18 protein-coding genes are annotated in these 25,648 nt (G+C 59.1%); 4 read left to right on the top strand and 14 right to left on the bottom strand.

Going from position 1 to position 25,648, the window contains the following annotated elements; genetic code table 11:
• Positions 1-64: 64 nt before the first annotated feature.
• Positions 65-1,072, bottom strand: a complete 1,008-nt coding sequence (locus ACSQ17_RS19665; protein WP_436070203.1) for an alpha/beta fold hydrolase — start codon at positions 1,070-1,072, stop codon at positions 65-67.
• A 63-nt stretch (positions 1,073-1,135) separates the two neighbouring features.
• Positions 1,136-3,511 (bottom strand): phosphoenolpyruvate synthase, encoded by a 2,376-nt coding sequence (gene ppsA, locus ACSQ17_RS19660; protein ID WP_436070202.1) that lies wholly within the window; start codon positions 3,509-3,511, stop codon positions 1,136-1,138.
• Between the two features lie 180 nt (positions 3,512-3,691).
• On the opposite strand from ppsA, the gene ppsR reads away from it, so the two are divergent.
• Complete coding sequence (ppsR, locus tag ACSQ17_RS19655) at positions 3,692-4,510, top strand: posphoenolpyruvate synthetase regulatory kinase/phosphorylase PpsR (RefSeq protein ID WP_436070201.1); 819 nt, start codon at positions 3,692-3,694, stop codon at positions 4,508-4,510.
• Between the two features lie 66 nt (positions 4,511-4,576).
• Here ppsR and prpF read toward each other — a convergent pair whose 3' ends face one another.
• From prpF to ACSQ17_RS19630, 5 genes are all read right to left on the bottom strand, one after another.
• Positions 4,577-5,764 carry a 2-methylaconitate cis-trans isomerase PrpF gene (prpF, locus tag ACSQ17_RS19650; RefSeq protein ID WP_170049520.1) on the bottom strand — a complete coding sequence of 396 codons (1,188 nt, stop codon included), beginning with the start codon at positions 5,762-5,764 and terminating at the stop codon, positions 4,577-4,579.
• Positions 5,765-5,868: 104 nt separating this feature from the next.
• Positions 5,869-8,493, bottom strand: coding sequence for a Fe/S-dependent 2-methylisocitrate dehydratase AcnD (gene acnD, locus ACSQ17_RS19645; RefSeq protein WP_436070200.1), 2,625 nt, complete (start codon positions 8,491-8,493; stop codon positions 5,869-5,871).
• Positions 8,493-9,653 carry a bifunctional 2-methylcitrate synthase/citrate synthase gene (prpC, locus tag ACSQ17_RS19640; protein WP_436070199.1) on the bottom strand — a complete coding sequence of 387 codons (1,161 nt, stop codon included), beginning with the start codon at positions 9,651-9,653 and terminating at the stop codon, positions 8,493-8,495. Before prpC ends, acnD begins: the two co-directional genes overlap by 1 nt.
• Before the next feature lie 31 nt (positions 9,654-9,684).
• Positions 9,685-10,569 (bottom strand): methylisocitrate lyase, encoded by an 885-nt coding sequence (gene prpB, locus ACSQ17_RS19635; RefSeq protein ID WP_436070198.1) that lies wholly within the window; start codon positions 10,567-10,569, stop codon positions 9,685-9,687.
• Positions 10,566-11,297, bottom strand: coding sequence for a GntR family transcriptional regulator (locus ACSQ17_RS19630; RefSeq protein WP_436070197.1), 732 nt, complete (start codon positions 11,295-11,297; stop codon positions 10,566-10,568). The genes prpB and ACSQ17_RS19630 overlap by 4 nt, the downstream gene beginning before the upstream one ends.
• A gap of 301 nt (positions 11,298-11,598) precedes the next feature.
• Here ACSQ17_RS19630 and ACSQ17_RS19625 point away from each other — a divergent pair, with 301 nt between their 5' ends.
• Genes ACSQ17_RS19625 through ACSQ17_RS19615 form a run of 3 tightly spaced genes read left to right on the top strand, consistent with a single transcriptional unit; the run spans position 11,599 to position 14,658 of the window.
• The gene (locus tag ACSQ17_RS19625) at positions 11,599-12,135 is read left to right on the top strand and encodes an ATP-dependent zinc protease family protein (RefSeq protein ID WP_233685224.1); all 537 of its coding nucleotides are present in this window, start codon (positions 11,599-11,601) and stop codon (positions 12,133-12,135) included.
• A gap of 5 nt (positions 12,136-12,140) precedes the next feature.
• The gene (locus ACSQ17_RS19620; protein ID WP_436070196.1) at positions 12,141-13,667 is read left to right on the top strand and encodes an inactive transglutaminase family protein; all 1,527 of its coding nucleotides are present in this window, start codon (positions 12,141-12,143) and stop codon (positions 13,665-13,667) included.
• Between the two features lie 4 nt (positions 13,668-13,671).
• A complete protein-coding gene (locus ACSQ17_RS19615; RefSeq protein ID WP_436070195.1) occupies positions 13,672-14,658 on the top strand; it encodes an alpha-L-glutamate ligase-like protein in 987 nt (328 codons plus the stop codon).
• Positions 14,659-14,723: 65 nt separating this feature from the next.
• On the opposite strand, the gene ACSQ17_RS19610 is transcribed toward ACSQ17_RS19615, so the two are convergent.
• The 7 genes from ACSQ17_RS19610 to ACSQ17_RS19580 all read right to left on the bottom strand — a co-directional run bounded on the left by ACSQ17_RS19610 (position 14,724) and on the right by ACSQ17_RS19580 (position 25,500).
• Positions 14,724-15,875, bottom strand: a complete 1,152-nt coding sequence (locus tag ACSQ17_RS19610) for a MalM family protein (RefSeq protein ID WP_436070194.1) — start codon at positions 15,873-15,875, stop codon at positions 14,724-14,726.
• Between the two features lie 9 nt (positions 15,876-15,884).
• A complete protein-coding gene (locus tag ACSQ17_RS19605; protein WP_436070193.1) occupies positions 15,885-17,477 on the bottom strand; it encodes an outer membrane protein transport protein in 1,593 nt (530 codons plus the stop codon).
• A 17-nt stretch (positions 17,478-17,494) separates the two neighbouring features.
• Positions 17,495-18,499: a transporter gene (locus ACSQ17_RS19600; protein WP_436070192.1), complete on the bottom strand. Its 1,005-nt coding sequence runs from the start codon at positions 18,497-18,499 to the stop codon at positions 17,495-17,497.
• Positions 18,500-18,537: 38 nt separating this feature from the next.
• Entirely contained in the window at positions 18,538-19,299 is a 762-nt protein-coding gene (locus ACSQ17_RS19595; protein WP_436070191.1) for a C39 family peptidase, read from the bottom strand.
• Positions 19,300-19,387: 88 nt separating this feature from the next.
• Positions 19,388-19,822: a DUF6160 family protein gene (locus ACSQ17_RS19590; RefSeq protein WP_436070190.1), complete on the bottom strand. Its 435-nt coding sequence runs from the start codon at positions 19,820-19,822 to the stop codon at positions 19,388-19,390.
• A gap of 243 nt (positions 19,823-20,065) precedes the next feature.
• Positions 20,066-22,789: a LuxR C-terminal-related transcriptional regulator gene (locus ACSQ17_RS19585; protein ID WP_436070189.1), complete on the bottom strand. Its 2,724-nt coding sequence runs from the start codon at positions 22,787-22,789 to the stop codon at positions 20,066-20,068.
• A complete protein-coding gene (locus ACSQ17_RS19580; RefSeq protein WP_436070188.1) occupies positions 22,786-25,500 on the bottom strand; it encodes a LuxR C-terminal-related transcriptional regulator in 2,715 nt (904 codons plus the stop codon). Before ACSQ17_RS19580 ends, ACSQ17_RS19585 begins: the two co-directional genes overlap by 4 nt.
• Positions 25,501-25,648: the final 148 nt, after the last annotated feature.

The raw sequence follows: 25,648 nt of genomic DNA, 5'->3' as shown, positions 1-25,648 counted from the left end.
GTCAGCCCGTTCAGATTCATGTTTACGCCGCAACCGGCACAATGCCGCGATACTAGCCGCAAGCTCACTCTGCGCAAACGCCTTTATCGCCCTCCAGCGCCGCACGTTCAAGCTCGGCAGCCACCTGCGGGCTCTTGCGCAGCCACTGTTCGATCAGGGGCCAAACCTCGCGTTGCGCCTCTTTGCTGACGAGCATTTCAACATGGCCAAAATCGCCACTGAAACCATGCTTCTTGCCCAGACAGAGAAATTCGCTCAGCGGTGAACCGAACTGCTTCAGCAGTTTCTCGCAGGCCCAGGCTGGGTCCTGGTTATCCCCCAGCGCAGCCACTGCCATGACCGGTACCCGCACATCGGCCAGCCCCGCCCACCAGTCACGCTCAGCATCACCGAAACGGCCAAACAAACCATGCCAACGCAGGCTCTCGACAGCCAGGCCAATCGGCTCATCCTCGGGGCCTCGCTTGAGACGGGAGCCGGAAATGGCCGAAAACCGCTTGAGCAGAAAACGCCCGCCCCACTCCACTGGCGGAATCTTTAGCGGCCAGTAGATACGGCTGATCTGGCTGCCAAATAACACGCTGGACGCAATTTTCGCCTGATCCAGATAGTGCCCACCCAAACCGCCCGCAAGCGTGATGCCACCCAGGGAATGGCCCAGCCAATGGGCCTTTTGCGGGTTCTGCTCATAGACGAAATCGGCAATCGCCGGCAGGTCATAGCGTACGTAGTCACTAACAGTGTTGCGCTGATAGTCACGGTTGCGCGGCGACAAGCCATGGCCGCGCATCTCGGCAATCCACACATCAAAACCGGCGCGCGCCAGATACGGTCCCAGGCCAATGCACTTGGGCGAATACCAGAAGCGGCGATTGGAAAAACTACCTGGAATCAGGATCACCGGAGCACCGCGCTCCTGCTCATGCCCAGCCCGTCCGAGACGCGTGAGTGCCAACTCGACACTGCTATCCGGGCTGTTGCCGGGTTTGAGGCGATAGACATCCTCGCTCAGGTCACCGCGGAACTCCGCGCTGATCAAGGCGACGGGGAAAAGCTCACTGCTGCTTTGCATTTTTTCTCTGGCGTAAAAAAGGGCAGGATCAACCCGCCCTTGAATAGAGATTTTAAAGCGCTATCAGACCGATGTTTGACCTTCGGCCAGGAAGAACCAGGTATCGAGGACCGAATCCGGGTTCAACGACACGCTTTCGATGCCCTGCTCCATCAGCCAGCGCGCCAGATCCGGGTGGTCCGATGGGCCCTGACCGCAGATGCCGATGTACTTGCCAGCCTTGTTACAAGCCTGAATAGCATTGCTCAACAGCTTCTTCACCGCCGGGTTACGCTCATCGAACAGATGGGCGACGATGCCTGAGTCACGATCCAGCCCCAGGGTCAGCTGAGTCAGGTCGTTGGAGCCGATGGAGAAGCCATCGAAGAATTCAAGGAACTCTTCGGCCAGAATGGCGTTGGACGGTAGTTCGCACATCATGATGACCTTGAGGCCATCCTGACCGCGCGCCAGGCCATTCTTCGCCAGCAGCTCAACCACTTGCGAGGCTTCGCCGAGGGTACGTACGAACGGCACCATGATCTCGACGTTGGTCAGGCCCATCTCGTTGCGCACTTTCTTCAGTGCGCGGCACTCCAGTTCAAAGCAATCACGGAACGATTCGCTGATGTAACGCGAAGCGCCACGGAAGCCGAGCATCGGGTTCTCTTCTTCCGGCTCGTAGAGCTTGCCGCCGATCAGGTTGGCATATTCGTTGGACTTGAAGTCCGACAGACGCACGATGACCTTCTTCGGCCAGAACGCGGCGGCCAGGGTGCTGATGCCCTCAACCAGCTTCTCGACGTAGAAATTGACCGGATCGTCGTAACCGGCAATGCGCTTCTCAACGCTGTCCTTGATCTCTGGCGGCAGGCCGGCAAAGTTCAGCAACGCCTTGGGATGCACACCGATCATGCGGTTGATGATGAATTCCAGACGCGCCAGGCCCACGCCTTCGTTCGGCAGTTGCGCGAAGTCGAAGGCGCGATCCGGGTTGCCGACGTTCATCATGATCTTGAACGGCAGGTCGGGCATGGCGTCGACCGAGTTCTTGCGAATATCGAAACCTAGCTCGCCTTCGAAGATAAAGCCGGTGTCGCCTTCGGCGCAGGAAACCGTCACACCCATGCCGTCTTTAAGCACCTGGGTGGCGTTGCCGCAACCGACGACGGCAGGAATGCCCAGTTCGCGAGCGATGATCGCGGCGTGACAGGTACGACCGCCACGGTTGGTGACGATAGCGCTGGCGCGCTTCATCACCGGCTCCCAATCCGGGTCGGTCATGTCGGAAACCAGTACGTCACCTGGCTGGACCTTGTCCATTTCCGATACATCGTGAATCACCCGCACCTTACCGGCGCCGATCTTCTGCCCGATGGCGCGGCCTTCTACCAGCACGGTGCCGGTTTCCTTGAGCAGGTAGCGCTCCATGACATTGACGCTGGCGCGGCTTTTCACGGTTTCCGGGCGGGCCTGGACGATGTAGAGCTTGTTGTCATCGCCGTCTTTGGCCCACTCGATGTCCATCGGCCGACCGTAGTGTTTCTCGATGATCATGGCCTGCTTGGCCAGCTCGCTGACTTCGGCATCGCTGAGGCAGAAACGCGCACGCTCGGCACGCTCCACATCCACCACCTTGACCGATTTACCGGCCTTGGCTTCGTCGCCGTAGATCATCTTAATGGCTTTGCTGCCCAGGTTGCGGCGCAGGATGGCCGGGCGACCGGCTTCCAGCGTCTGCTTGTGCACATAGAACTCGTCAGGGTTGACCGCGCCCTGCACCACGGTTTCGCCGAGGCCGTAAGCGCCGGTGATAAACACCACGTCGCGGAAGCCCGATTCGGTATCCAGAGTGAACATCACACCGGCGGTGCCGGTTTCCGAACGCACCATGCGCTGCACACCTGCAGATAGGGCGACCAGTTTGTGGTCAAAGCCCTGGTGCACGCGGTAGGCAATGGCGCGGTCGTTGAACAGCGAGGCAAATACCTCTTTGGCGGCGCGGATCACGTTGTCCACGCCACGGATGTTCAGGAAGGTTTCCTGCTGACCTGCAAACGAGGCATCTGGCAGGTCTTCGGCGGTAGCGGAGGAACGCACGGCCACGGCCATGTTGTCGTTACTGCCGGCCATTTCGGCAAAGGCGATACGGATCTGCTTGTCCAGCTCGGCCGGGAATGGCGCATCCATCACCCACTGGCGAATCTGCGCGCCGGTCTTGGCCAGAGCATTGACGTCGTCTACATCAAGGGCGTCGAGGGCAGCGTGAATCTGTGCGTTAAGGCCGCTTTGCTCGAGAAAGTCGCGGTAGGCCTGAGCCGTAGTGGCGAAACCACCGGGCACCGATACACCAGCACCAGCCAGGTTGCTGATCATCTCGCCCAGGGAGGCGTTCTTGCCCCCTACGTGCTCAACATCGTGATTGCCGAGCTTATCGAGGGAAACTACGTACTCTACCAAGGTGATCTCTCCACTAAGGTGTTGGAAAAGCTCAAGGGGCTGGGAAAGCTCGGCGGCATACATGCCCGCTCGATTGTGGCCTGGCCCTGGAAAATAAGTAACAATGCCGGCCAGATCGGCCCTGCAAAGGCGGGCCTATGATAGCCAAGATTCGTCCTCAGCTTAAGGCCCACGGCGCAAATGAAACGAACCGCTTTCTTCATCTCCGATGGCACCGGCATTACTGCCGAAACCCTGGGCCAGAGTTTGCTGGCACAGTTTGAAACCATCGACTTCACCAAACTCACACGGCCGTACATCGACAGTGTGGAAAAAGCGCGCGCAATGGTACAACAAATCAACAGCGCCGCCGAGAAAGACGGCTCTCGCCCGATCATCTTCGACACCATCGTCAACCAGGACATCCGCGACATCCTGGCTGAATCTGAAGGCTTCATGATCGATATTTTCTCGACCTTTCTCGCCCCGCTCGAACAAGAGCTGACCTCGCACTCCTCCTACTCAGTCGGCAAGTCGCACTCCATCGGCCACAACTCCAACTACATGGAGCGCATTGAGGCAGTCAACTTCGCCCTGGACAACGACGATGGCGCGCGCACCCATTACTACGACAAGGCCGATCTGATCCTGGTCGGCGTATCGCGCTGCGGCAAAACCCCCACCTGCCTGTACATGGCCATGCAGTACGGTATTCGCGCGGCCAATTACCCGCTGACCGAAGACGACATGGAGCGCCTGCAATTACCAGCCGCGCTGAAGACCTACAAGGACAAGCTGTTCGGCCTGACCATCGACCCGGATCGGCTCACCGCCATTCGCAACGAACGCAAGCCCAACAGCCGTTACGCCAGCTACGCCCAGTGCGAGTTTGAAGTGCGCGAGGTGGAAAACCTGTTCCGCCGCGAGAACATCAACTTCATCAATTCCACGCATTTCTCGGTGGAAGAAATCTCCGCCAAGATCCTGGTGGAAAAAGGCGTCGAACGCCGCCTCAAGTAACCCGCACAACCCATTGACCTATAAAGAAAAGGCCCGACAACTTCGAGCCTTTTCCAGATCACCCGATCAGAACGAATCCCCCGGCACTCGCACCCAGCCTTCCATCAGAATGCGCGCCGAACGCGACATGATGGCCTTGGTCACCGTCCACTGACCGTCAACCTGCCTGGCCTGCGCGCCGACCCGCAGTGTTCCGGACGGATGACCGAAGCGCACCGCTTCACGTTCACTACCGCCCGCTGCAAGATTGACCAGCGTGCCCGGAACAGCCGCCGCCGTGCCGATGGCCACCGCGCAGGTACCCATCATGGCGTGGTGCAGCTTGCCCATGGACAGCGCACGCACCAGCAGGTCCACCTCACCTGCCTCGATCTCTTTGCCACTGGAAGCCTTGTAGGACTTGGGCGAACTGACGAAGGCGATCTTCGGCGTGTGCTGACGAGTCAATGCCTCTTCGGCCGTCTTGATCAGGCCCATGCGCAACGCGCCGGCCACGCGAATCTTTTCGAAGCGCGCCAGCTGTGCCGGATCGCCATTGATCGCCTCGCGCAGCTCGGTGCCCTGATAGCCGATGTCCTCGGCATTGACGAACACGGTGGGAATACCGGCGCTGATCATGGTCGCCTTGAAGGTGCCGACGCCCGGCACTTCCAGGTCGTCGACCAGATTGCCGGTGGGGAACATCGAGCCGCCTTCCTCGCCATCGTCGGATGGATCAAGGAATTCCAGCACGATTTCCGCCGCTGGGAAGGTCACCCCGTCCAACTCGAAGTCGCCGGTTTCCTGCACCTGACCATTGCTGACCGGCACATGGGCGATGATGGTTTTCTGAATATTGGCCTGCCAGATACGCACCACACACACGCCGTTTTCCGGGATACGCGCAGGGTCAAGCAGACCGGCATGAATGGCAAACGCACCGGCACCGGTAGACAGGTTGCCGCAGTTGCCGCTCCAGTCGACGAAGGCCTTGTCGATGGAGACCTGGCCGTAGAGGTAGTCGACATCGTGATCGGGCTGACTGCTTTTCGACAGGATCACGCACTTGGAGGTCGAAGACGTCGCGCCGCCCATGCCATCGATATGCGCGCTGTACGGATCGGGACTGCCGATCACTCGCATAAACAGCTTGTCACGGGCCTCACCTGGCACCTGACAGCTTGGTGGCAGATCCTGCAGGCGGAAGAACACGCCCTTACTCGTGCCACCGCGCATATAGGTGGCGGGGATTTTGATTTGCGGGGCGTAAGCCATGAAATCGCTCCTGAACAATTCGGAGATACCCGTAGGGTGCACCGTGCGCACCGGCCCAAACATCGTTGCCTGTGGCGCGCACAGCGCACCCTACGGGATCGCGTTTAAACGGCTACTGTCGACTCGAGGAAGTCCTGAGCAAAGCGCTGCAGCACACCGCCCGCCTTGTACACATGGACTTCAGCGGCAGTATCCAGACGGCAGGTCACCGGCACTTTGACCACTTCACCATTACGGCGATTGACCACCAGGGTCAGGTCGCAGCGTGGCGATACATCGCCCTGGATGTCGTAAGTCTCAGTGCCATCGAGGCCAAGGGTCAGACGGGTGGTACCCGGCTTGAACTCGACCGGCAGCACGCCCATGCCCACCAGATTGGTACGGTGGATACGCTCGAAGCCTTCGGCGGCAATCACTTCCACACCGGCCAGGCGCACGCCCTTGGCCGCCCAATCGCGCGACGAGCCCTGACCGTAATCGGCGCCAGCGACGATGATCAGGTTCTGCTTGCGGTTCATGTAGGTTTCGATCGCTTCCCACATGCGCATCACCTTGCCTTCCGGTTCGACGCGAGCCAGCGAACCTTTCTTCACCGCGCCGTCGACCACGGCCATTTCGTTGACCAGTTGCGGGTTGGCGAACGTAGCGCGTTGCGCGGTCAAATGGTCCCCCCTATGAGTCGCGTAGGAGTTGAAGTCCTCTTCCGGCAAACCCATTTTGTGCAGGTATTCGCCCGCAGCGCTGTCCAGCAGGATGGCGTTGGAGGGCGACAGGTGATCCGTGGTGATGTTGTCCGGCAGGATCGCCAGCGGGAGCATGCCCTTGAGCGTGCGCTCGCCAGCCAACGCGCCTTCCCAGTACGGCGGACGACGGATGTAGGTGGACTGCGGACGCCAGTCGTACAGCGGGCTCTCGGCTTCTTCAAAGGCGCCCAGATCGAACATCGGGATGTAGATCTGCTTGAACTGCTCAGGCTTCACCGAGGCCGCGACAATGGCGTCGATCTCCTCGTCGCTCGGCCACAGATCTTTCAGGGTGATCGGCTTGCCGTTCGCATCAAAACCCAGCACATCCTGCTCGATATCGAAGCGCACAGTGCCGGCGATGGCGTAGGCCACCACCAGCGGCGGCGAGGCGAGGAAGGCCTGCTTGGCATACGGGTGAATGCGCCCGTCGAAGTTGCGGTTACCGGAGAGTACCGCCGTGGCGTACAGGTCGCGGTCGATGATTTCCTGCTGGATCACCGGGTCCAGCGCACCGGACATGCCGTTACAGGTGGTGCAGGCGTAGGCGACGATGCCGAAGCCAAGTTTTTCCAGCTCGCTCAGCAGGCCAGCCTCTTCCAGATACAGCTTGGCGACTTTCGAACCCGGCGCGAACGACGTTTTGACCCACGGCTTGCGCACCAGGCCCAGTGCGTTGGCTTTTTTCGCCAGCAAACCGGCGGCCACCACGTTACGCGGGTTGGAGGTATTGGTGCAGCTGGTGATGGCAGCAATGATCACCGCACCATCCGGCATCAAGCCCTCGCCCTCTTCCACCTTTCCGGCGGCCAACTTGGCCTCGTCAGCAATACCACGCTCGTGAAGTGCCGAAGTCGGTAGACGCTTGTGCGGGTTGCTCGGGCCAGCCATGTTGCGCACCACGGTCGACAGGTCGAAGCTCAGCACGCGCTCGTATTCAGCAGTGGCCAAGGTATCGCCCCACAGACCGGTGGTCTTGGCGTACTGCTCAACCAGGGCCACCTGCTCCGGCTCACGCCCGGTGAGTTTGAGGTAGTCGATGGTCTGCTGGTCGATATAGAACATCGCCGCCGTGGCGCCATATTCCGGGCACATATTGGAGATGGTCGCGCGATCGCCGATGGACAGGCTGTCCGCACCCTCGCCGAAGAACTCGACCCAGGCCCCGACCACCCGCTCCTTGCGCAGAAACTCGGTCAGCGCCAGAACGATATCGGTGGCGGTAATCCCAGGCTGGCGCTTACCGGTCAGTTTGACGCCGACGATATCGGGCAGGCGCATCATCGACGGCAAACCGAGCATCACGGTTTCCGCTTCCAGGCCGCCAACGCCGATGGCGATTACGCCCAGGGCATCCACATGCGGGGTGTGCGAGTCGGTGCCGACGCAGGTGTCCGGGAAGGCAATGCCGCCGCGCGCCTGGATCACCGGGCTCATTTTCTCCAGGTTGATCTGGTGCATGATGCCGTTGCCGGCCGGGATCACGTCGACGTTTTTGAACGCGGTTTTGGTCCATTCGATAAAGTGGAAGCGGTCTTCGTTGCGGCGCTCTTCCACCGCGCGGTTCTTCTCGAACGCATCCGGATCGAAACCGCCGAATTCCACAGCCAGTGAGTGGTCGACGATCAGCTGAGTCGGCACTACCGGGTTTACCTTGGCCGGATCACCGCCCTGCTCAGCGATGGCATCGCGCAAACCGGCCAGATCGACCAGGGCCGTCTGGCCGAGGATGTCGTGGCAGACCACGCGCGCCGGATACCAGGGGAAATCCAGTTCCTGCTTGCGCTCAATCAGCTGCTTGAGTGCATCGGTCAGGGCTTCCGGCTCACAACGACGCACCAGTTGCTCAGCCAGTACGCGGCTGGTGTACGGCAGCTTGGCATAGGCGCCTGGGGCGATGGCATCGACCGCCTCGCGGGTGTCGAAGTAATCCAACGTGGTGCCGACGAGCGGCTTGCGGTATTGAGTGTTGACTGAGCTGCTCATTATTTGCGGTCCTTGAGCGGCACGAACTTGAGGTCTTCGGGGCCGGTGTAGTTGGCGCTCGGACGAATGATCTTGCCGTCGATGCGCTGCTCGATGACGTGAGAAGACCAACCCGAAGTGCGGGCAATGACGAACAGCGGAGTGAACATGGCGGTGGGCACACCCATCATGTGGTAGCTGACCGCGCTGAACCAATCGAGGTTGGGGAACATCTTCTTGATGTCCCACATGATGGTTTCCAGGCGCTCGGCGATGTCGTACATCTTGGTGTTGGACTGTTCAAGCGACAGCTCATGCGCCACTTCCTTGATCACCTTGTTGCGCGGGTCCGACACGGTGTAGACCGGGTGACCGAAGCCGATCACCACTTCCTTCTTCTCCACACGGGCGCGGATATCGGCCTCGGCCTCGTCCGGGTTGTCGTAGCGCTTCTGGATCTCGAAGGCCACTTCGTTGGCGCCACCGTGTTTCGGCCCGCGCAGCGCGCCGATGGCGCCGGCGATGCAGGAATACATGTCGGAACCGGTGCCGGCGATCACCCGCGAGGTGAAGGTCGAGGCGTTGAATTCGTGCTCGGCATACAGGTTGAGCGAGGTGTGCATGGCGCGCACCCAGGACTCGCGCGGCTTCTCGCCATGCAACAGATGCAGGAAGTGGCCGCCGATTGAGTCGTCGTCGGTTTCCACGTCGATGCGCTTGCCATTGTGGCTGAAGTGGTACCAGTACAGCAGCGCGGAACCCAGCGAGGCCATCAGCTTGTCGGCGATGTCACGAGCGCCCGGATGATTGTGGTCGTCCTTCTCCGGCGACACGCAGCCAAGCACGGACACGGCGGTGCGCATCACATCCATCGGATGGGCCGATGGCGGCAGTTGCTCCAGTGACGCCTTGAGGGCGGCCGGAATGCCGCGCAGGGCCTTGAGTTTGCTCTTGTAAGCGTTCAGCTCAGCGACGTTGGGCAGCTTGCCATGGACCAGCAGGTGAGCGATTTCCTCGAACTCGCAGCGGTTGGCGAAATCCAGCACGTCATAGCCGCGGTAGTGCAGGTCGTTGCCAGTACGGCCGACGGTGCACAGGGCGGTGTTGCCAGCGGCGGTGCCAGAGAGGGCCACGGATTTCTTCGGCTTGAAGCCTGGTGTGGTTTCCGGGGTTGCGCTCATGCTTATCTCCTCAAATCCGGTTGATGCATTGTTATTTTTTTGCGGCAAACAGGGCGTCGAGTTTCTGCTCGAAGGCGTGGTAGCCGATGCGGTCGTACAACTCGGCACGGGTCTGCATCAGCTCGATCACGTCTTTCTGGTGGCCGTTCTGGCGAATCGAGGTGTAGACACTTTCTGCCGCCTTGTTGGCGGCGCGGAAGGCCGACAGCGGGTAGAGCTGAATGGCCACGCCGACCGAAGCCAGCTCGTCACGGCTGAACAACGGCGTGGCACCGAATTCGGTGATATTGGCCAGTACCGGCACATTCAGCGCATCGACGAAGCGTTTGTAGGTCGGCAGGTCATAGGCGGCCTCGGCGAAAATACCGTCGGCACCGGCTTCCACGTAGCGCTGGCAGCGCTCGATGGCGGCGTCTACACCCTCAGCTTGAATCGCGTCGGTGCGGGCAATCAGAAAGAAGTCAGGATCGGTCTTGGCACCGGCGGCAGCGCGCACGCGGTCGACCATTTCCTCGCAGGAAACGATCTCCTTGCCCGGACGGTGGCCACAGCGCTTGGCACCGACCTGATCCTCGATGTGCGCGGCAGCCGCGCCGGCCTTGATCAGGTTCTTGATGGTGCGTTCGATATTGAAGGCACTGGGACCAAAGCCCGTATCGATATCCACCAACAGCGGCAGGTCGCAGACGTCGGTGATACGGCGCACGTCGGTGAGCACGTCATCCAGGGTGTTGATACCCAGATCGGGCAAACCGAGGGAACCAGCCGCGACCCCGCCACCAGACAGGTAAATGGCCTTGAAACCTGCGCGTTTGGCCAGCAAGGCGTGGTTGGCATTGATCGCACCGATTACCTGCAAGGGCGACTCGATGGCAAGCGCCTGACGGAAACGCTGGCCTGGGGAAAGCTGACTCATGACTCACCTCGTGGTTTGGCTGTCTTGGTGTGTGCGCCCGTGCTGCTGGAGAAATGGCGCTCGATATTGCGTTTGGACGCACCGATATGGCGGCGCATCAATAACTCGGCCAGCTCGCCGTCTCGGTCGGCGATGGCATCAAGAATACGGTGGTGTTCGGCAAAGGCCTGTCGCGGCCGATTGGGCGTCGCAGAGAACTGCAGGCGGTACATGCGCACCAACTGATAGAGCTCGCCACAGAGCATCTGAGTCAGGGTCTTGTTACCGCTGCCCTGGATGATGCGGTAATGGAAATCGAAATCGCCTTCCTGTTGGTAGTAGCCGACGCCTGCCTTGAAGGCCGCGTCCTGCTCATGCAGGTTCAGCACCTGGCGTAACTCGTCAATCTCCGCCTGGGTCATGCGCTCGGCAGCCAAGCGGCAGGCCATGCCTTCCAGGGATTCGCGAATTTCATAGAGCTCGATCAACTCGGCATGGCTGAGCGACACCACCCGCGCGCCGATATGCGGCACCCGCACCAGTAACTTCTGCCCTTCCAGGCGATGGATCGCCTCACGCAGCGGACCACGGCTGATGCCATAGGTTCGCGCCAACTCCGGCTCGGAAATCTTGCTGCCCGGAGCAATCTCGCCCTTGACGATGGCCGCCTGGATGCGCCGAAAAACCTGCTCGGAAAGCGTTTCAGAATCTTCCTGAAGCGTTTCAAGTGACTCAGAGACATCCAACATATTGTCGACACTAGACTGATTCAATGCCGAAAAATTACGCCTCAAGCGCAATCATGTCAAACAAACCAACACAACTGTCGACAATATTCGCAATGACTTTAGTCGAGTAACAACGCGACCTTACTTGCACAAACGCCCATAAGCGCCTGTCCGGACTGAAAAACCCCATGTTAGAATGCCGCCCGTTTGGCGCTCGCGGAGGAATTGCAGAGTGCCTGCTAGACTCCAGAAGCAGACCTGCCGGCCACCAGGCAGGCACATGGACGCTTTCTTCTTTATAAACACCATGCCGCCAGGACTTATGACACTAAAGCCCGCCCTCCTGCTGCTATGCCTGCTACTTGCCCCCGGCCTGAGCCTTGCCGCGGAGAAGACAGTCTATGGGCTTAATGAATACGTCCGCCTGTTCGACCTCGACCTGAAGCTGGCCGCCAAACTCGACACCGGCGCCAAGACCGCCTCGCTCAGCGCCCGTGACATCAAACGCTTCAAACGCGACGGGGAAACCTGGGTGCGTTTCTACCTGGCCATCGACGAAGCCCACACCAGCCCGATCGAGCGCCCCCTGGCGCGGATCAGCAAGATCAAACGGCGTGCAGGCGACTATGATCCAGAGGAAGAAAAAACCTACACGGCGCGCCCGGTGATCGAGATGGATGTCTGCATGGGTCACAGCCTGCGCACAATTGAAGTGAACTTGACCGACCGCAGTGCATTCCAATACCCGTTGTTGATAGGCTCAGAAGCACTCAAGCGCTTTTCGGCCCTGGTCGACCCGAGTCTTAAATACGCAGCAGGCAAGCCTGCTTGCACCCCTGACGCAAACCCTGGCGAGTAATTCCCATGCGCTCTCTTACCCTCCATCTGAAAGTCCTGGTCATACTCCTCGTGAGCCTGGGCGTTATGATTACGGCTTATCAGATCTTTATCCTCGGCATCCCGATGACTGAAGATGAGACTGACGACCTGTGGAACATCGACGCCAAGGTCGAATTCCAGGCCAATCCACGTGAGCCGGTCAAACTGCAGATGTTTGTACCGCCGCTGGCCCAGGATTACGTTAGCCTCAACGAGAGCTTTATCTCGAACAACTACGGCGTGAGCATCAACCGCGCCGATGGCAACCGCAAAGTCACCTGGTCCGCCCGCCGTGCCAGCGGCAAGCAAACCCTGTACTACCGCCTGGTACTGACCAAGCGCTACAGCGGTGAGCAGGCCAAGGCCAAGGGCCCGATCTTCCGTGACAGCATCCCGGTTGAGGGGGTTGAGAAAATTGCGGCCGAAGCGCTTCTGGCACCGATCCGCCAGCATTCTGCCGACGTCGAAACCTTCATCAGCGAAACCATCAAACGCGTCAACAACAGCAATGACGACAACGTCAAACTGCTGCTGAGCGGCGATGCGTCGACCCCGAACAAAGCCAAGGTCATCGAACTGTTGCTGTCCATCGCCCACGTGCCGATGGAGCGCGTGCACACCATTCGCCTGGCTTCCGAAATTCAACAGAGCCCAGAATTGTGGCTGCGCAGCTTCAACGGCGAAAAATGGCTGTACTTCAACCCGGAAAGCGGCGAGCAGGGTCTGCCAGTTGATCGTCTTGTTTGGTGGATAGGTGATGACAACCTGGTCAGCCTGGAAGGTGGCAAGCAGGCACAGGTCAGTTTCAGCCTGAACAACAGCGAGATGAACGCCATTCGCCTGGCCAAGCTGACGGATGAAAACACCGACGCCGACTTCCTCGAGTACAGCCTTTACGGCCTGCCACTGCAGACCCAACAAACCTTCATGATCATGGTGATGATCCCGATTGGCGTGCTGGTGATCCTGATCCTGCGCAACCTCGGCGGCCTGCAAACCCTGGGTACCTTCACCCCAGTACTGATTGCCCTGGCCTTCCGCGAAACCCAACTGGGCTTCGGTATCGTGCTGTTTACTGTGATTACCGCACTGGGCCTGTCACTGCGCTCCTACCTCGAACACCTGAAACTACAGATGCTGCCGCGATTGTCGGTGGTACTGACGTTCGTGGTGGTGCTGATTGCTGTGATCAGCCTCTTCAGCCATAAACTCGGCCTGGAGCGCGGTCTGTCGGTAGCCCTGTTCCCGATGGTGATTCTGACCATGACCATCGAACGCCTGTCGATCACCTGGGAAGAGCGCGGCGGTGGCCATGCCTTCAAGGTTGCCATCGGTACTTTGTTCGCCGCTACCTTGGCGCACCTGCTGATGAGCGTGCCGGAGTTGAACTACTTCGTGTTCACCTTCCCGGCCGTACTGATGATTCTGGTGGGCTTTATGTTGGCGATGGGTCGCTACCGTGGCTACCGCCTGACCGAACTGTTCCGCTTCAAAGCCTTCCTCAAGGACTAATGCCATGTTCGGTCTGATCAAGACGTGGAAAGCCCTTGAAGCCAAAGGCATCATGGGCATCAATCGGCGTAACGCGGACTATGTGCTGAAGTACAACAAACGGCACCTGTATCCGATTGTGGATGACAAGATCATCACCAAGATGCGCGCCATCGAAGCGGGCATCGATGTGCCAGAGATGTACGGCATCATCGACACCGAAAAAGGCATCGACAACCTGCGCACGATCATTGGCGATCGCCCGGACTTCGTGGTCAAGCCGGCGCAGGGCGCTGGCGGTGACGGCATTCTGGTGATTGCCGACCGTTTTGAAGACAAGTACAAAACCGTCTCGGGCAAGATCATCAGTCATGAGGAGATCGAGCATCAGATCTCCAGCATCCTCACCGGCCTCTACTCTCTGGGCGGCCACCGGGATCGTGCACTGATCGAATACCGCGTCACCCCGGATCAGATCTTCAAAAGCATCAGCTATGAAGGCGTGCCGGATATTCGCATCATCGTGCTGATGGGTTATCCGGTCATGGCCATGCTGCGTTTGCCGACCCGTCAATCCGGCGGCAAGGCCAACCTGCACCAGGGTGCCATCGGCGTGGGTGTGGACCTGGCCACCGGCGTGACCCTGCGCGGCACCTGGCTGAACAACAAGATCAGCAAACACCCGGACACCACCAACGCGGTGGACGGCGTGCAACTGCCGAACTGGGACGGCTTTATGAAGCTCGCCGCTGGCTGCTACGAGCTGTGCGGCCTGGGCTATATCGGTGTCGACATGGTGCTGGACCAGGACAAAGGCCCGTTGATTCTCGAACTCAACGCCCGCCCCGGCCTGAACATCCAGATCGCCAACGACTGCGGCCTGACGCATCGTGCCCATGCCGTCGAAGCGCGTCTGGCCGAACTCGCCCAAAAAGGCATCGTGGAAACTGCCGAGGAACGCGTGCGCTTCTCGCAAGAGCTGTTCGGTCACGTATCAATCGCCCAGATATGAATACCTGACCCGCAATAAAAAGCCCGGAATCATCCGGGCTTTTTATTGGCTGCTGTTCGGTTCACTCAGCGCACGATGGCCAGCTCAAACGCGCCTTCATCACTGTGGGCATGGCTCTGCATGCCGGCTTCATCCAACGCCAAGGCCTGCAAGGGACGCTTGAACGGTTTGTTATCCAGGGTTTGCAGGCTGCGATCCTCATCCGTGGTCAATAACAATACATAGTGCTCACCCGCTGCCGCCCTCACCGGCACCGTGCCCTCGATAAAGGCATAGCGGTACCAGGTTTCGGCATGCAGCTGGTACACCGCGTCACTGACCAAGCGAGTCGGTTGCTTGGCCTGATCAAGGAACAGCAAAGAGGGATAGGCCACCTTCTTGTTGGCAAAGCTGCGAATGCGCAAACCGAAGTCATACTGCGAGCGTGGCAATTTCAGGGCAGCGTAGTAGCTCTTGCCCATGGGGAATTCCAGGCTGGGGGAAAAACGATTTAGCTCTTCATAGCGTGGTTCATCAGCGCTGAGTAGGGTGAAATCATCCTCGTTCAACTGCCCACAACACCGTTCGAGCAATGCCTGATAACGTCCTTCGCTTTTGGCCTCTGTGCCTGCCAGCAGGGCCTGCATGGCCGCCGTCGGTTGCCCGTCTAACCCCGGAAGGCTCTGAGGTTTGGCGTCGAAGGTCACTTCTCGCCCCTGGGTCAGCGGTACATTGTGCAAGGTCGGCGTTGGCGCTTTGGCGCCTTTGGGCGGCACTTTGGAGTTGCGCATGCGACCCTGCTCGTCAACCCAGGTGAAGTAGCGGCCATCCTGCTCATCCCGAGCAAAATCACGCCCTTCCAGCACATCCGAACTGATATAGGCGCCGGAGCGTTCACCCGTTCCCAGCAGCACCTCATTGCCTCCAGCCTGAATCTGCTGGCCGGCGTAAAAACTGTTCTGCAGATTGCCACTGGCATCTACCCAGGTGAAATAACGCCGCTTGCTTTCGCCCGTACTCTTACTGCCCGGCCAACTTCCAGCCCCCGCCTCGTCACGCAAACGGGCCTGATCACTGCGCTGGATCGTAGTGGCAGCCGCATGCTGATGGGCCGCATAACGGTCGCCCACAAAGGTGTTATGCACCCTACCCTGATCATCAACCCAGGTCAGGTAACGGCCGTTGGCACTTGCTTGCAGACAAACCAACAACCCGAACAGAACCAACAGCACGCGCATAACAGAAACCTAGAAAGTGGTGCGATAGGTCAAGGCCAGCACATAGGCCTTAACACTGGTTTTCACATCAAGATCGGCATAGGGGTTGTACACCATACTGTCGATGGTCGAACAGTTGATGTTGCAGCTGGAGCGCGCGGGGATGTCCTGTTTGCTGACCAGGTAATTGAAACCCAGATCAATCACCGTGTCTTTGTCCCACTGGTAGCCTAGGCCCAGGCCATAGAGTTTGGCATCGCCCAGCGGCGCCAATATATCGGCCTTGTTCGCAGGAATAGCTGATGGCCGGGGCTCATACCCCATGCGCAGGCTCAGGCGATCATTGACCTGATACTCCACACCAATCGCCCAACTCCATACAGACTCATAGCCGCGATCGAGAATGATAGTGGTCGAGGTTGCGTTTTTCGGCGAGAACAAACTGGCGATGGTCAAGATATCCAGCTGCCGATCAAACTCCAGCTCAAACTGATCCCAAGCGTCGTAGTCTGTCCACTTCACGTCCAGGTTGATCTGCCAGCGGTCATGCGGTTTGAATTTGATGCCGGTCGCAAAGTGCGCGGGATAGGTCATGTTCAATGACACATTACCGCGCTCCTTGTCGAATAACCCGTCAGGTGTAAGGGTGTTGAATACAGCACCGATAAACGAGTCGTCCAGCCCTTGCCAAAAGCCCTGCCAGCCTTCGGAATAGTCAACCACATACTGCCCTTTCAGGCGCATTCGGGCTTCGCTCTGATACACCGCGCCGAGGGCAAACCAGTCGTTCGGCTCCCAGAGAAAGCCAACGTTCCAGGTTGGTGAAAGTGTCTGCTGCATATCGATATCGATATTGGCGATATCAGTAAACGGTCCCAGCTCACCGCCGCAGATATTCAGAAATATCTCAAACGGGTTGTTGTCCACCAGACATAGCGCATCCTGGGCCACCCCAACAAACCCAGTGAGAATACCTGGCGCGCGAAAGTCCTGGTTAAGCGCCATGGCCTGATGGGAAAAGCCGATGGACAAACCAACTGACAGCTCATCGTTGACCTGATAAGCCAGCGAGGGCGAGAAATAGGTCAGTCGCTGGAGCACCAACTCCTTGCCCTGATAGCGCCCCGGATCATCATCATCACGGGCAAAACCCAACGCCTGCGGCGTGTACATATTGGTTGCAAAAGTGAGTTTTGAGCCCGGAGGGTTGATCGATAACCCTGCCAGCGGAGCAAATAGCATCGGCAACTCGGTAGCACCGCCAACACCTGGCAGGTACATCATGGCAGCACCAGCCCGACTAGATGAGTTGGCTACAGGGTCATTTTTCAAACCGAGAAAGCTGCTGCCATAACCGGGAGGAGCATCGAACTCAGCACGAATATCCATCATCCCGGTGATGAACTTGACCGTTGTCTGCCGCCCTTTGAGCTTGCTCAAAGCGGCCGGGTTGTAGTGCACGGAGTCAATGCCGGTAAAGTCGGCCGTTACCGCATTGCCAAGTGCCATGGCTTTGGGGCTGCCAATGGTCAGGTTCTGAGCCAGTTGTGCCTGGGCCAGGCCTGCACAAAGCGTAGAGGCCCAAAATATCGCCTGCGCAAGCAGCGAAATTCGCATGTTCATGGAGTGCTCGCTCGCGTCTATTGGGCCTTCAGGCCTTTGATATCCAAAGGCATGGAGATGCCCAACAGTACATCCGGCGAGTCCTCGGTCATCCCGAAGCCAGCATTGACGTTGACGATATGCTCCGGCGAAGTACGCAACCCCAACGAGAAGTTCATCACGGCGCTGGTCTGGCCTTTGCCTTCAGCCTCACCGTCAGCGAAGGTGAAGGTCGGTCTCAGCGAGTGTGACATCTGATAGGAGGTCGCCAATGACACGTCATAGGACAAGGCATAGGCAAAGCCCATGCTCAAGGAGAAGGACGAGCCGGGGTCGACCTCTTCAAGCAAGCGACCACCGCGCACCTGACCGATGCCCGTAATGGGCATGTTGTAGGTGTAACCAAGCGAACCGAACAGCACCACGGGGTCGATCACATAAGAAAGGTTCGCACCGACACCCAGGCTGTAGGTGCCACTGCCAGTAGACAGATCGCTCTGTGAGTTGATGTCATAAGGGCTGTTACCAGTCGGCAGTCCGAGGGTGGCGTATAGGGTGGTAACCGGCTTACCGCGCAGAGAAGTCCAGGGTTGCCAGCGCAGGCTGGCGGAAATATCGCCAAGGCTGTATGCATTCAGATCGCGCTCAGTGTCGTACTTGGCCACCATGGGTAGGCGCACACTGAACGTCAGGTTGTCCCAGACGCCGTAGTCAAAGGTGAATGAGTTGGTAAAGGTGTGTTGCGCCTCACTCTGCCCGATCACGCTGAAGACATTGTTACCGGTGCGCACGGTCTCGATCACTGTGTCGCGCACCAGGGAGTAGTCAAAACCATAGGTCAGGGTTCGCTCACCCTTTTTCAGCAGGGTGTAGCTTTTTTCTGCTGCCTGGAACACCTGCTCCAGCGCTTTGGCGCTGTCCGCATCGTCTTCCTGCTTACTCAGTGCCTCACGCGCCTGATCAACAGACGCCGGATCGGCATACACCGCTGAACTGGCAGCACCTGCCAGTATGGCCAGCCATACACAACGCAACACTCTCATGGCACAGCCCCCAAATATTATTGTTATGCCGGGCGTTATTACTTACGTCGGATGTACCGAATGTCGCCCCCCGACCCCAGCTCTGTGGCTTGGTTGTCGATGAACTTGGTCATTTGCGGGAACTCACGAAATGCCAACAAGCTGACGGTGCGATCATCAATGATGCGCAAGTCCTGCTCGGTTAAGGCAAGGGCATTAGGTGGTTCATTACCATTGGGAAAAATCACGAACACTACGTTCTGATCCCAGATTTCCTCAAACCGTGTCCGGGTAAAACTGATATTTCCCAGCGCAGGATCAGCAACAAACACATGGTCGTTGTACACATCGCGCACCACCACAAAGTGCTTAAAGCCGGCATATTCGATAGGCACGATGGCTGGATGCTCAAGCTCATCGAGATCGGCAAAGGCCGCGCGAAAACCACCACTTTTGTAACCCAGCGCCGTGACAAAGCGCTTCATATCAAGCAGGGAGAAACCACGCCGCTCAACAATTTTGTCGGCCTCACCAAACTGCAGCAAACCCTCCATCACCTGACGCTCCTGCAGGTTGCGCCCGAGGAAATAATCCAGCAGCGAAGTCAGGGCTGCCGAACCGCAGCTGTAGTCATAGGCCTGGCGAATCACATTGCGAAACTGCAGCTGACTCATGGGTTCAAGCGTTACGGTCTCGCGCAGAGGGCCATCCGGCAACAAGTGCTGATTGATATAAACCGTACCCGGTGCAGGTGGTTTGGTGTCCACTGCTTCGGTGAACCCCCACACCCCAATCAGGCTGCCCAGCAAAATCTCGATCATTCGCCCACTGCACTCCTGCCCATCAAGAGAAAAGCCCTACCGGCCGAAGCCGGTAAGACTTTTCATCACACGCAGCAACTAAGCGAACTTAGTGGCCCCAGACTTTAACGGTGGTGCCGGCCATGTTCATGTCGTTCACAGCCAGAGAGCCGATGCTGGCAGCGCTTGCGCCACCGACTTTGATGGCACCAACGCTCAATTGACCAGTAATGGTCGGCAGGCTGATTTGCAGCTGCTGAGTGCCGCTGCCATTCTCGACCACGTCAACTTTTACCGGCGCAGAGTCAGAGATGTTGAAGCCTGTGAAGGAAACAGTCTCCAGACGCAGCGAACCACCGCCGGTGTCGCCATCGGTGTACACCAGGCTGCCGATGGTGCCGTTGAAGCTACCGGAGATGCTGATGCCGTCTTGACCGGTTACGGTTGCCAGAGCGGTGTCATCCATGGCTTTGAGTTCAGCCTGAGCCATAAAAGGAACAGCCAGAACAGCGGTAGCCAGAGCCAGTTGTTTGAGGGTTTTCATTGTTATTGTCTCCACAGTTCACGTATGGGTTGTCCCCGGCAGGCTGCTCTGGACTCCTGTCCTTCTCAGCTCCAGCGGCTCACGCCACTTACCAGGTCTGACACTGCTTCCTTAATCGCGCCAGGCTTGGAATCGTGAAGCAACATGCTTCTCGTCCTGACGCTAAAGCTACTGGTGCCCGCCCTGGCTGCCAGCCCATCCAAGGGATGGAGCGCCGATTACCGCCACCAACCCCAACATTTCTCAGGCCTCGCTCAACAACCCCATACTTTTGCCCTTCAATACGGCTTGAGTACGGCTACGCACCCCCAGCTTGGCGAACAGGTTATGCAGGTGCCATTTGATGGTTGCCTCGGACAGGTGCACCGCCTGGGCAATATCGCGATTCGACAACCCGGCGGCGACAAACCGTAGGATTTCCCGCTCCCTATGGCTAACATCTTGATTTTCATCGAAAGTTTCAAGATCAATGGACAACCGACGGCATTGTTCACGCAACTGCTCAGCCAGCCCCTGCCAGGCTCCCGCGCGCTTGGGCTCAGCCGCGTGCCAGGCGTCCCAGAGCGGTAGCAACCACAACGCGTCATCCAGGAAGATGCGTCGGTAACCACTGCTCCAGGCATCCTCCAGGGTCTGTTTAAACAGGGCGAAGGCTTTGTCGCTGTTACCTTTGCGCCAATACGCCACAGAAAGTAACAGGGCCAGACGTAGGCGCCGATCGCGCTGATGCTCAGCCGTCTGTTTGGCCAGGCTGGCCTCAAGCACCGTTTGCGCCTTGTCGGCGCGCCGCTCGGTCAGCGCCAGGCGCGCTTCGGAGAGTGCCTGTACGGTTTCCGCATCGGCATAGCGCCCCGCGGGCAGTACAGCCAGATGGCGCTGCTGCTGAAGACAGGTGCGCTCAGCCTCATTCGGCCGACGTAACCAGAGCAGGAACTGCACCTTGCAGCTCATACCCAGGGCGTAGACGCGCTCGTAGCCAGGGCCGTGCAAACCGGCCAGCCACTCATCCAGCTCCGCCAGCGCCGACTCACCCTCCCCGGCAAAGAAACGCGCCTTGGCCATGACCAGTTTGCCGCGGCTGATCAACTCAACCGGTGTCGCCACATCACGCCAGGTCGTGGCCAGTGGCAGCTCGGCGAGAATCGCCGCATGCCGATCCTGCTCGTAAAGCAGGTCGGCATAGGCCAGCGCCAACGGCCCACCCACCCGACTGCGCCTACCAAATACCTGCTCGACCCGCGCGCGTGCACTCTCGGCAAGCCCCCTGCCGCGCTCTGGCTGGCCCATTTCCTTGCAGATCAATGACTCGATCAGACTGACCACCGCATGCAGGTATTCACTGTCGGCCTGCTGCAGATTGTCACGCGCCACGGCAATCGATTTGGCCGCATCACCGAACTCTCCAAGCAAAGCGTACGCAGCTGCCTGGATGCACGACAGGCTGGCGCGAAAGATTGGCTGATTATCTGGCACCAAGGCCAGCCAATGACGGGCAACCTTCAGCGCAGCCTCCAGCTTGTCCTGATACAGCAACACCAGCGCCTTGAGCACCTGAGCCACCGCCAGCAACACTGCCAGCCCGAAGTGCATCGGTTTGCCACGCCCTTGCATCAAGCGTGTACTGACCTCCTCGATCAGCGCCTCAGCCTCGGCATATTTCTGCTCGAAGGCCAGCTGCCAGGCATAGAAAATCTGGAACACCGGGTGCTCACAAATCACCTCTGCTGGCACATCCTTGAGCACCGCCAAAATGCCGTACACCTGATTGCTGGCAATCAGGCTGGCGCCCTGCCGCTCCAGCAATTCGGCGGCAAAACTGTAATCGCGCGCGCGCAAGGCGTATTTGACCGACTTGTCTGCCAGCTCATGGCTTTCGCACCAGCGCGCAGCGGCATGCAGCAAATGCGTGGGGTCGCCATTACGGCTAAGCCGGCCCTGAAGAAACTCGGCGAACAGGTGGTGGTAACGAAACCACTCACCCTGCTCATCCAGGGCAATGATGAACAGCTGTGCGGCCTGCAACCGACGCAACATCTGCGCACCATCGCTACGCCCCGTCAGGGCATTGCACAGCTCGGCATTGAATTCATCCAACACCGAAGTCTGATCAAGAAACAGCTGCTGCTCCTGAGGCAGATGATCCAGCACGTCCTCGGCCAGGTAATCGGCAATATTGCGCTCGGTGCCAGACAGTTTCGTGAGAAAAGCACTGCGTTCAGGCTGCCGGGCCAGCGCCAACGCCACCAGATGCAGTGCCGTGACCCAGCCTTCGGTGCGCCGATGTAACAGGTCCAGTTCGGCACTGCTCAGCTGTATCTGCTTCAACTCACGAAAATACGCCTCGGTCTCCGTCCGGGTCAGGCGCAACTCATCCGCCTTGACCCACAGCGCCCAAGGCACATTGGCCGGCACGTCGCCCAGAAAGCGCGGTTGATGGCGAGTGCTGCCGATCATCCGCACATTGGCCGGCACCTGTTTGACGAAGTAATTGACCAACGGCCCCAGGTCGACATGCCGCACGCGGTGGAAGTCATCGAAGATCAGGTACAGATCGCCCTGCACCTTCTTCAGATCAGCAATAAAGGAATCCAGCAGCACCTCGTTGGGCACGCTCAAGTCATCGCGCAACAGCCGCGCAGTACTGGCCCCAAAACCTGGCAGCTGTGCCTCGATGGCCGCGATCAGATAATGCAGCAGGCGTTGTGGCTCACTGTCAGCCTCATCACAGGACAGCCAGGCCACCCGCGCACCGCTCTCCAGCAAGCGCAGACGGAACTGGCTGAGCACCGTGCTTTTGCCAAAACCCGCTGGCGCGCTGAGCAGAATCAGCCGCTGCTGGCGGGCATCGAACAACCGATCAAGCAAGGCGGATCGAGCCAGCATGGGGCGCCCAGCCGAATCGGCGGGAAACAGTTTGGTGCGCAGTAACGGCAACGTACCCTGACGGGGCGATGATTGGCTGTTCATAGGTCCAGAAGACTCAGTTCACGGGCGCGGCGGATGGCTTGTGTGCGGTTACGCACCTTGAGCTTTTCGTAGATGTTGTGCAGGTGCCATTTGACCGTCCCCAGCGCCAGTGACAGCTGCCGGCCGATCTCATCATTGGACATACCCTGAGCCGCCAGGCAGACCACTTCGCGCTCGCGTTCGGTCAGCCCTTCCTCAAGCACTTCCAGCGATTGTCGTGCGCTGTTACCTGGCCAGATGGCCAGCAGGCTGCGGATAAACCCTTGCAGCGCCGGCTGGCGTTCGGCGGCCTCCAGTTGCTGCAGCAACAGGCGAATGGCTTCGCCCTCCTCGACAAACAGGCTGCGCACACCTTCGCGCTCGGCACCGATCAGGCATTGCACCAACAGGCTTTGCGCACGCTCCTGATAACCCAGGCGCTGGTAACTCAGCGCAGCCAACAAATCGAGACGCAAACGCTGCAAACCATGCCAGTTATCCAGCAGCATGCCGCGCAGCTGAGTGATTTCATGCAGCGCTTCGCTGTAATGCCCGCGCGCCTGCTGCAACCGAATACGGGTCAGGCCACGCACCCACAGCACCGGGTTGAAACGCATGTGCTGGTAATGCTCGGCCAGCTTGTGCCAGTCCACCGTCTTGAGGCGTTGTTCGGCGCGTTTGAGACGGTCAGCCGCTGGCTCCTGAAGAATCTGCACCACCTCATCGGCCACCGCCTGGGCGTAGAAGCGCCATGACTGATTACGCGCGGCGAGGTTCTGCATCAGCACCAGACTGGCGTAGGCATCCTTGGAGTTGTCCTGCATGCGTTGTACGTGGGCCATGCACAACATGCCCTGAGCATAGAGATCGATCGGGTTGATCACATCGACCGTGGCCAGCGCCCAGCGCAGGCGCTCTTCAATGCCATCAAGGCGACCCTGGTTGTAGGCAATCAGGGCCTCGGTAATGGTCGGCAGCGCCAGCGCACGGGAGCGGTCGGCGAACCAGGGGATAACCCGCGCGCGCAATTGCGCGAAGAGCAGTTCGGCCTGACGGATTTGCCCCTGCTCCAGACTCAGCAGCACCTCGACGTTGGCCAACTGCATATCCAGATAACGCCCTTCGAGAAAGTGGTTGCGCTGTTGCGCCAGGGCCAGCAAGCGCTTGGCCTGATCCGGTTGACCAATCATCACATTGGCCAATGCACCGACAATCAGCATCGCCACCTCAAGAAAGGCCGTGTGCTGGCCCAGCTGCACTTCAACCCGCCGTGCCAGGGCAATGCAGGTCTGCAAGTCATCTTTCTGCAAGGCGATAACCGACTTGATCGCCAGGGTCGCCAGCAGCTTGTCGCTCAGCGGCCCGCTGACCTTGGCCTCCCCCCAGCGCTCAAGCAGCTCATCAAGCATACGGTTGGCTTCGACCAGACCCAGTTCAGCCGCACGGGTCCAGACATCCGCCAGCACCAGCACCGGAAAGCGCTCGGCAATCTCATCCGGCACATGCTGACGCCATTTGTAAATCAGGTTGAGCTGCCCACGGTTGATAAGCTCCAGGCCGCAACCATCGACCAGTGCCGCGAGCATTTCCGGGTCTTCCGCCAGGCAGGCATGTTCGATGGCCAGGTTCTGCATATGGTGATTGGTGAACCACAGGCTGGCGTTGAAATGCAGTTGTTTGAAACGTTCCGGGTCACGCTCTTTCAGGCGACCGCGCAGAAACTCGGCAAACAGGTTGTGGAAGCGGTACCACTGGCGCTCACGATCCAGCGGTAGGAGGAACAGCTGCATGGTCTCCAGCTCTTCCAGCAGATGCTGGCCGTCATGCCGCCCAGTCAGCGCATTGGCCAGGTCGCCACTGAGTTGCTGCGCCACCCCGAGGGCCAGCAACAGCTCCTGCTTATCGGCGGGCAACTGTTCGAACACACTGCGCAGCAGGTACGCGCCCACCGCTGCCTGGTCGGTGCCCATATCGGCAATCTGTGCCGCGGCCTGAGGCTGATGACGCAACCAGAGGCTGGCCAGGTGCACGCCCACCATCCAGCCTTCGGTCTGGCTGTACAGCGCAGAAAACGCCACCGCATCCAGTTGCAGGCCACAGCGCTGCAGGTAATCGCGGGTTTCCGCCTTGCTCAGGCGCAACTCCTGCTCGCCAATCTCCACCAGCAGGTCCTTGGCGCGCAAGGTGGCCAGGTTAAGCGCCGGTTGCGAGCGGGTGCCGATGGCCAGGGTAAAGCCTTCGGGGGCGAATTTGATCAGGCGGTTGAGGGCGCCAAGCAGCTCGGCATCCTGAATCAGATGCAGGTCATCGAGCACCAGCAACAGTGGAGTGTCCAGCTGCGCCAGGTCCACCAGCAGGCTTTCCATGACCGCGGAAACCGGCACCCGCATGGTGTTCTGCAGATAGGCCAGGGCTTCACTGCCAAAACCCGGCAGCAGGCCCGCCAGTGCTTCGATCAGTTGCAGCAGAAAACGCGACGGTTCATCGTCGCCAGGGCCAAGCGAAAGCCAGGCCACGGCCTGACCGCTCTGCGCCCGCGCCTGGGCCAGCGCAACCAGTGCGCTGGTTTTGCCAAAGCCTGCCGGAGCGGCCAGCAGCAATACCCGCGCATGGGGGTTGACACACAGGGCCGACTCCAGCTGTGGTCTGACCAGATAATCAGCTGACGCCTGGGGTGGCATCAGCTTGGCACGCAAGAGGCTCCCAGCGGCAGGATCCATTACTTCATCCATGGCCTTGATCCCGTAGTAATTATTGTTTTATGAGTCACATCGAACATCCGGGGACCTACCCATACTAATGAGCCCAAGCATCCCGAGTAAACCCACGCGCAAGCTCTAGGATGAATGTTGGCGACGTTCTACAATCGGCGTCCGCGCA

This window comes from Pseudomonas sp. LjRoot71 (assembly GCF_964253255.1).
GTDB lineage: Bacteria > Pseudomonadota > Gammaproteobacteria > Pseudomonadales > Pseudomonadaceae > Aquipseudomonas.
This window is presented reverse-complemented; position numbering and strand designations above follow the sequence as displayed.

Bases quoted from the DNA above. Each gene is read 5' to 3' on its own strand.
- ACSQ17_RS19665 (WP_436070203.1), bottom strand. From the start codon at position 1,072: ATGCAAAGCAGCAGTGAGCTTTTCCCCGTCGCCTTGATCAGCGCGGAG.
- ppsR (WP_436070201.1), top strand. From the start codon at position 3,692: ATGAAACGAACCGCTTTCTTCATCTCCGATGGCACCGGCATTACTGCC.
- prpF (WP_170049520.1), bottom strand. From the start codon at position 5,764: ATGGCTTACGCCCCGCAAATCAAAATCCCCGCCACCTATATGCGCGGT.
- acnD (WP_436070200.1), bottom strand. From the start codon at position 8,493: ATGAGCAGCTCAGTCAACACTCAATACCGCAAGCCGCTCGTCGGCACC.
- prpC (WP_436070199.1), bottom strand. From the start codon at position 9,653: ATGAGCGCAACCCCGGAAACCACACCAGGCTTCAAGCCGAAGAAATCC.
- prpB (WP_436070198.1), bottom strand. From the start codon at position 10,569: ATGAGTCAGCTTTCCCCAGGCCAGCGTTTCCGTCAGGCGCTTGCCATC.
- ACSQ17_RS19630 (WP_436070197.1), bottom strand. From the start codon at position 11,297: ATGTTGGATGTCTCTGAGTCACTTGAAACGCTTCAGGAAGATTCTGAA.
- ACSQ17_RS19625 (WP_233685224.1), top strand. From the start codon at position 11,599: ATGACACTAAAGCCCGCCCTCCTGCTGCTATGCCTGCTACTTGCCCCC.
- ACSQ17_RS19620 (WP_436070196.1), top strand. From the start codon at position 12,141: ATGCGCTCTCTTACCCTCCATCTGAAAGTCCTGGTCATACTCCTCGTG.
- ACSQ17_RS19615 (WP_436070195.1), top strand. From the start codon at position 13,672: ATGTTCGGTCTGATCAAGACGTGGAAAGCCCTTGAAGCCAAAGGCATC.
- ACSQ17_RS19610 (WP_436070194.1), bottom strand. From the start codon at position 15,875: ATGCGCGTGCTGTTGGTTCTGTTCGGGTTGTTGGTTTGTCTGCAAGCA.
- ACSQ17_RS19605 (WP_436070193.1), bottom strand. From the start codon at position 17,477: ATGAACATGCGAATTTCGCTGCTTGCGCAGGCGATATTTTGGGCCTCT.
- ACSQ17_RS19600 (WP_436070192.1), bottom strand. From the start codon at position 18,499: ATGAGAGTGTTGCGTTGTGTATGGCTGGCCATACTGGCAGGTGCTGCC.
- ACSQ17_RS19595 (WP_436070191.1), bottom strand. From the start codon at position 19,299: ATGATCGAGATTTTGCTGGGCAGCCTGATTGGGGTGTGGGGGTTCACC.
- ACSQ17_RS19590 (WP_436070190.1), bottom strand. From the start codon at position 19,822: ATGAAAACCCTCAAACAACTGGCTCTGGCTACCGCTGTTCTGGCTGTT.
- ACSQ17_RS19585 (WP_436070189.1), bottom strand. From the start codon at position 22,789: ATGAACAGCCAATCATCGCCCCGTCAGGGTACGTTGCCGTTACTGCGC.
- ACSQ17_RS19580 (WP_436070188.1), bottom strand. From the start codon at position 25,500: ATGGATGAAGTAATGGATCCTGCCGCTGGGAGCCTCTTGCGTGCCAAG.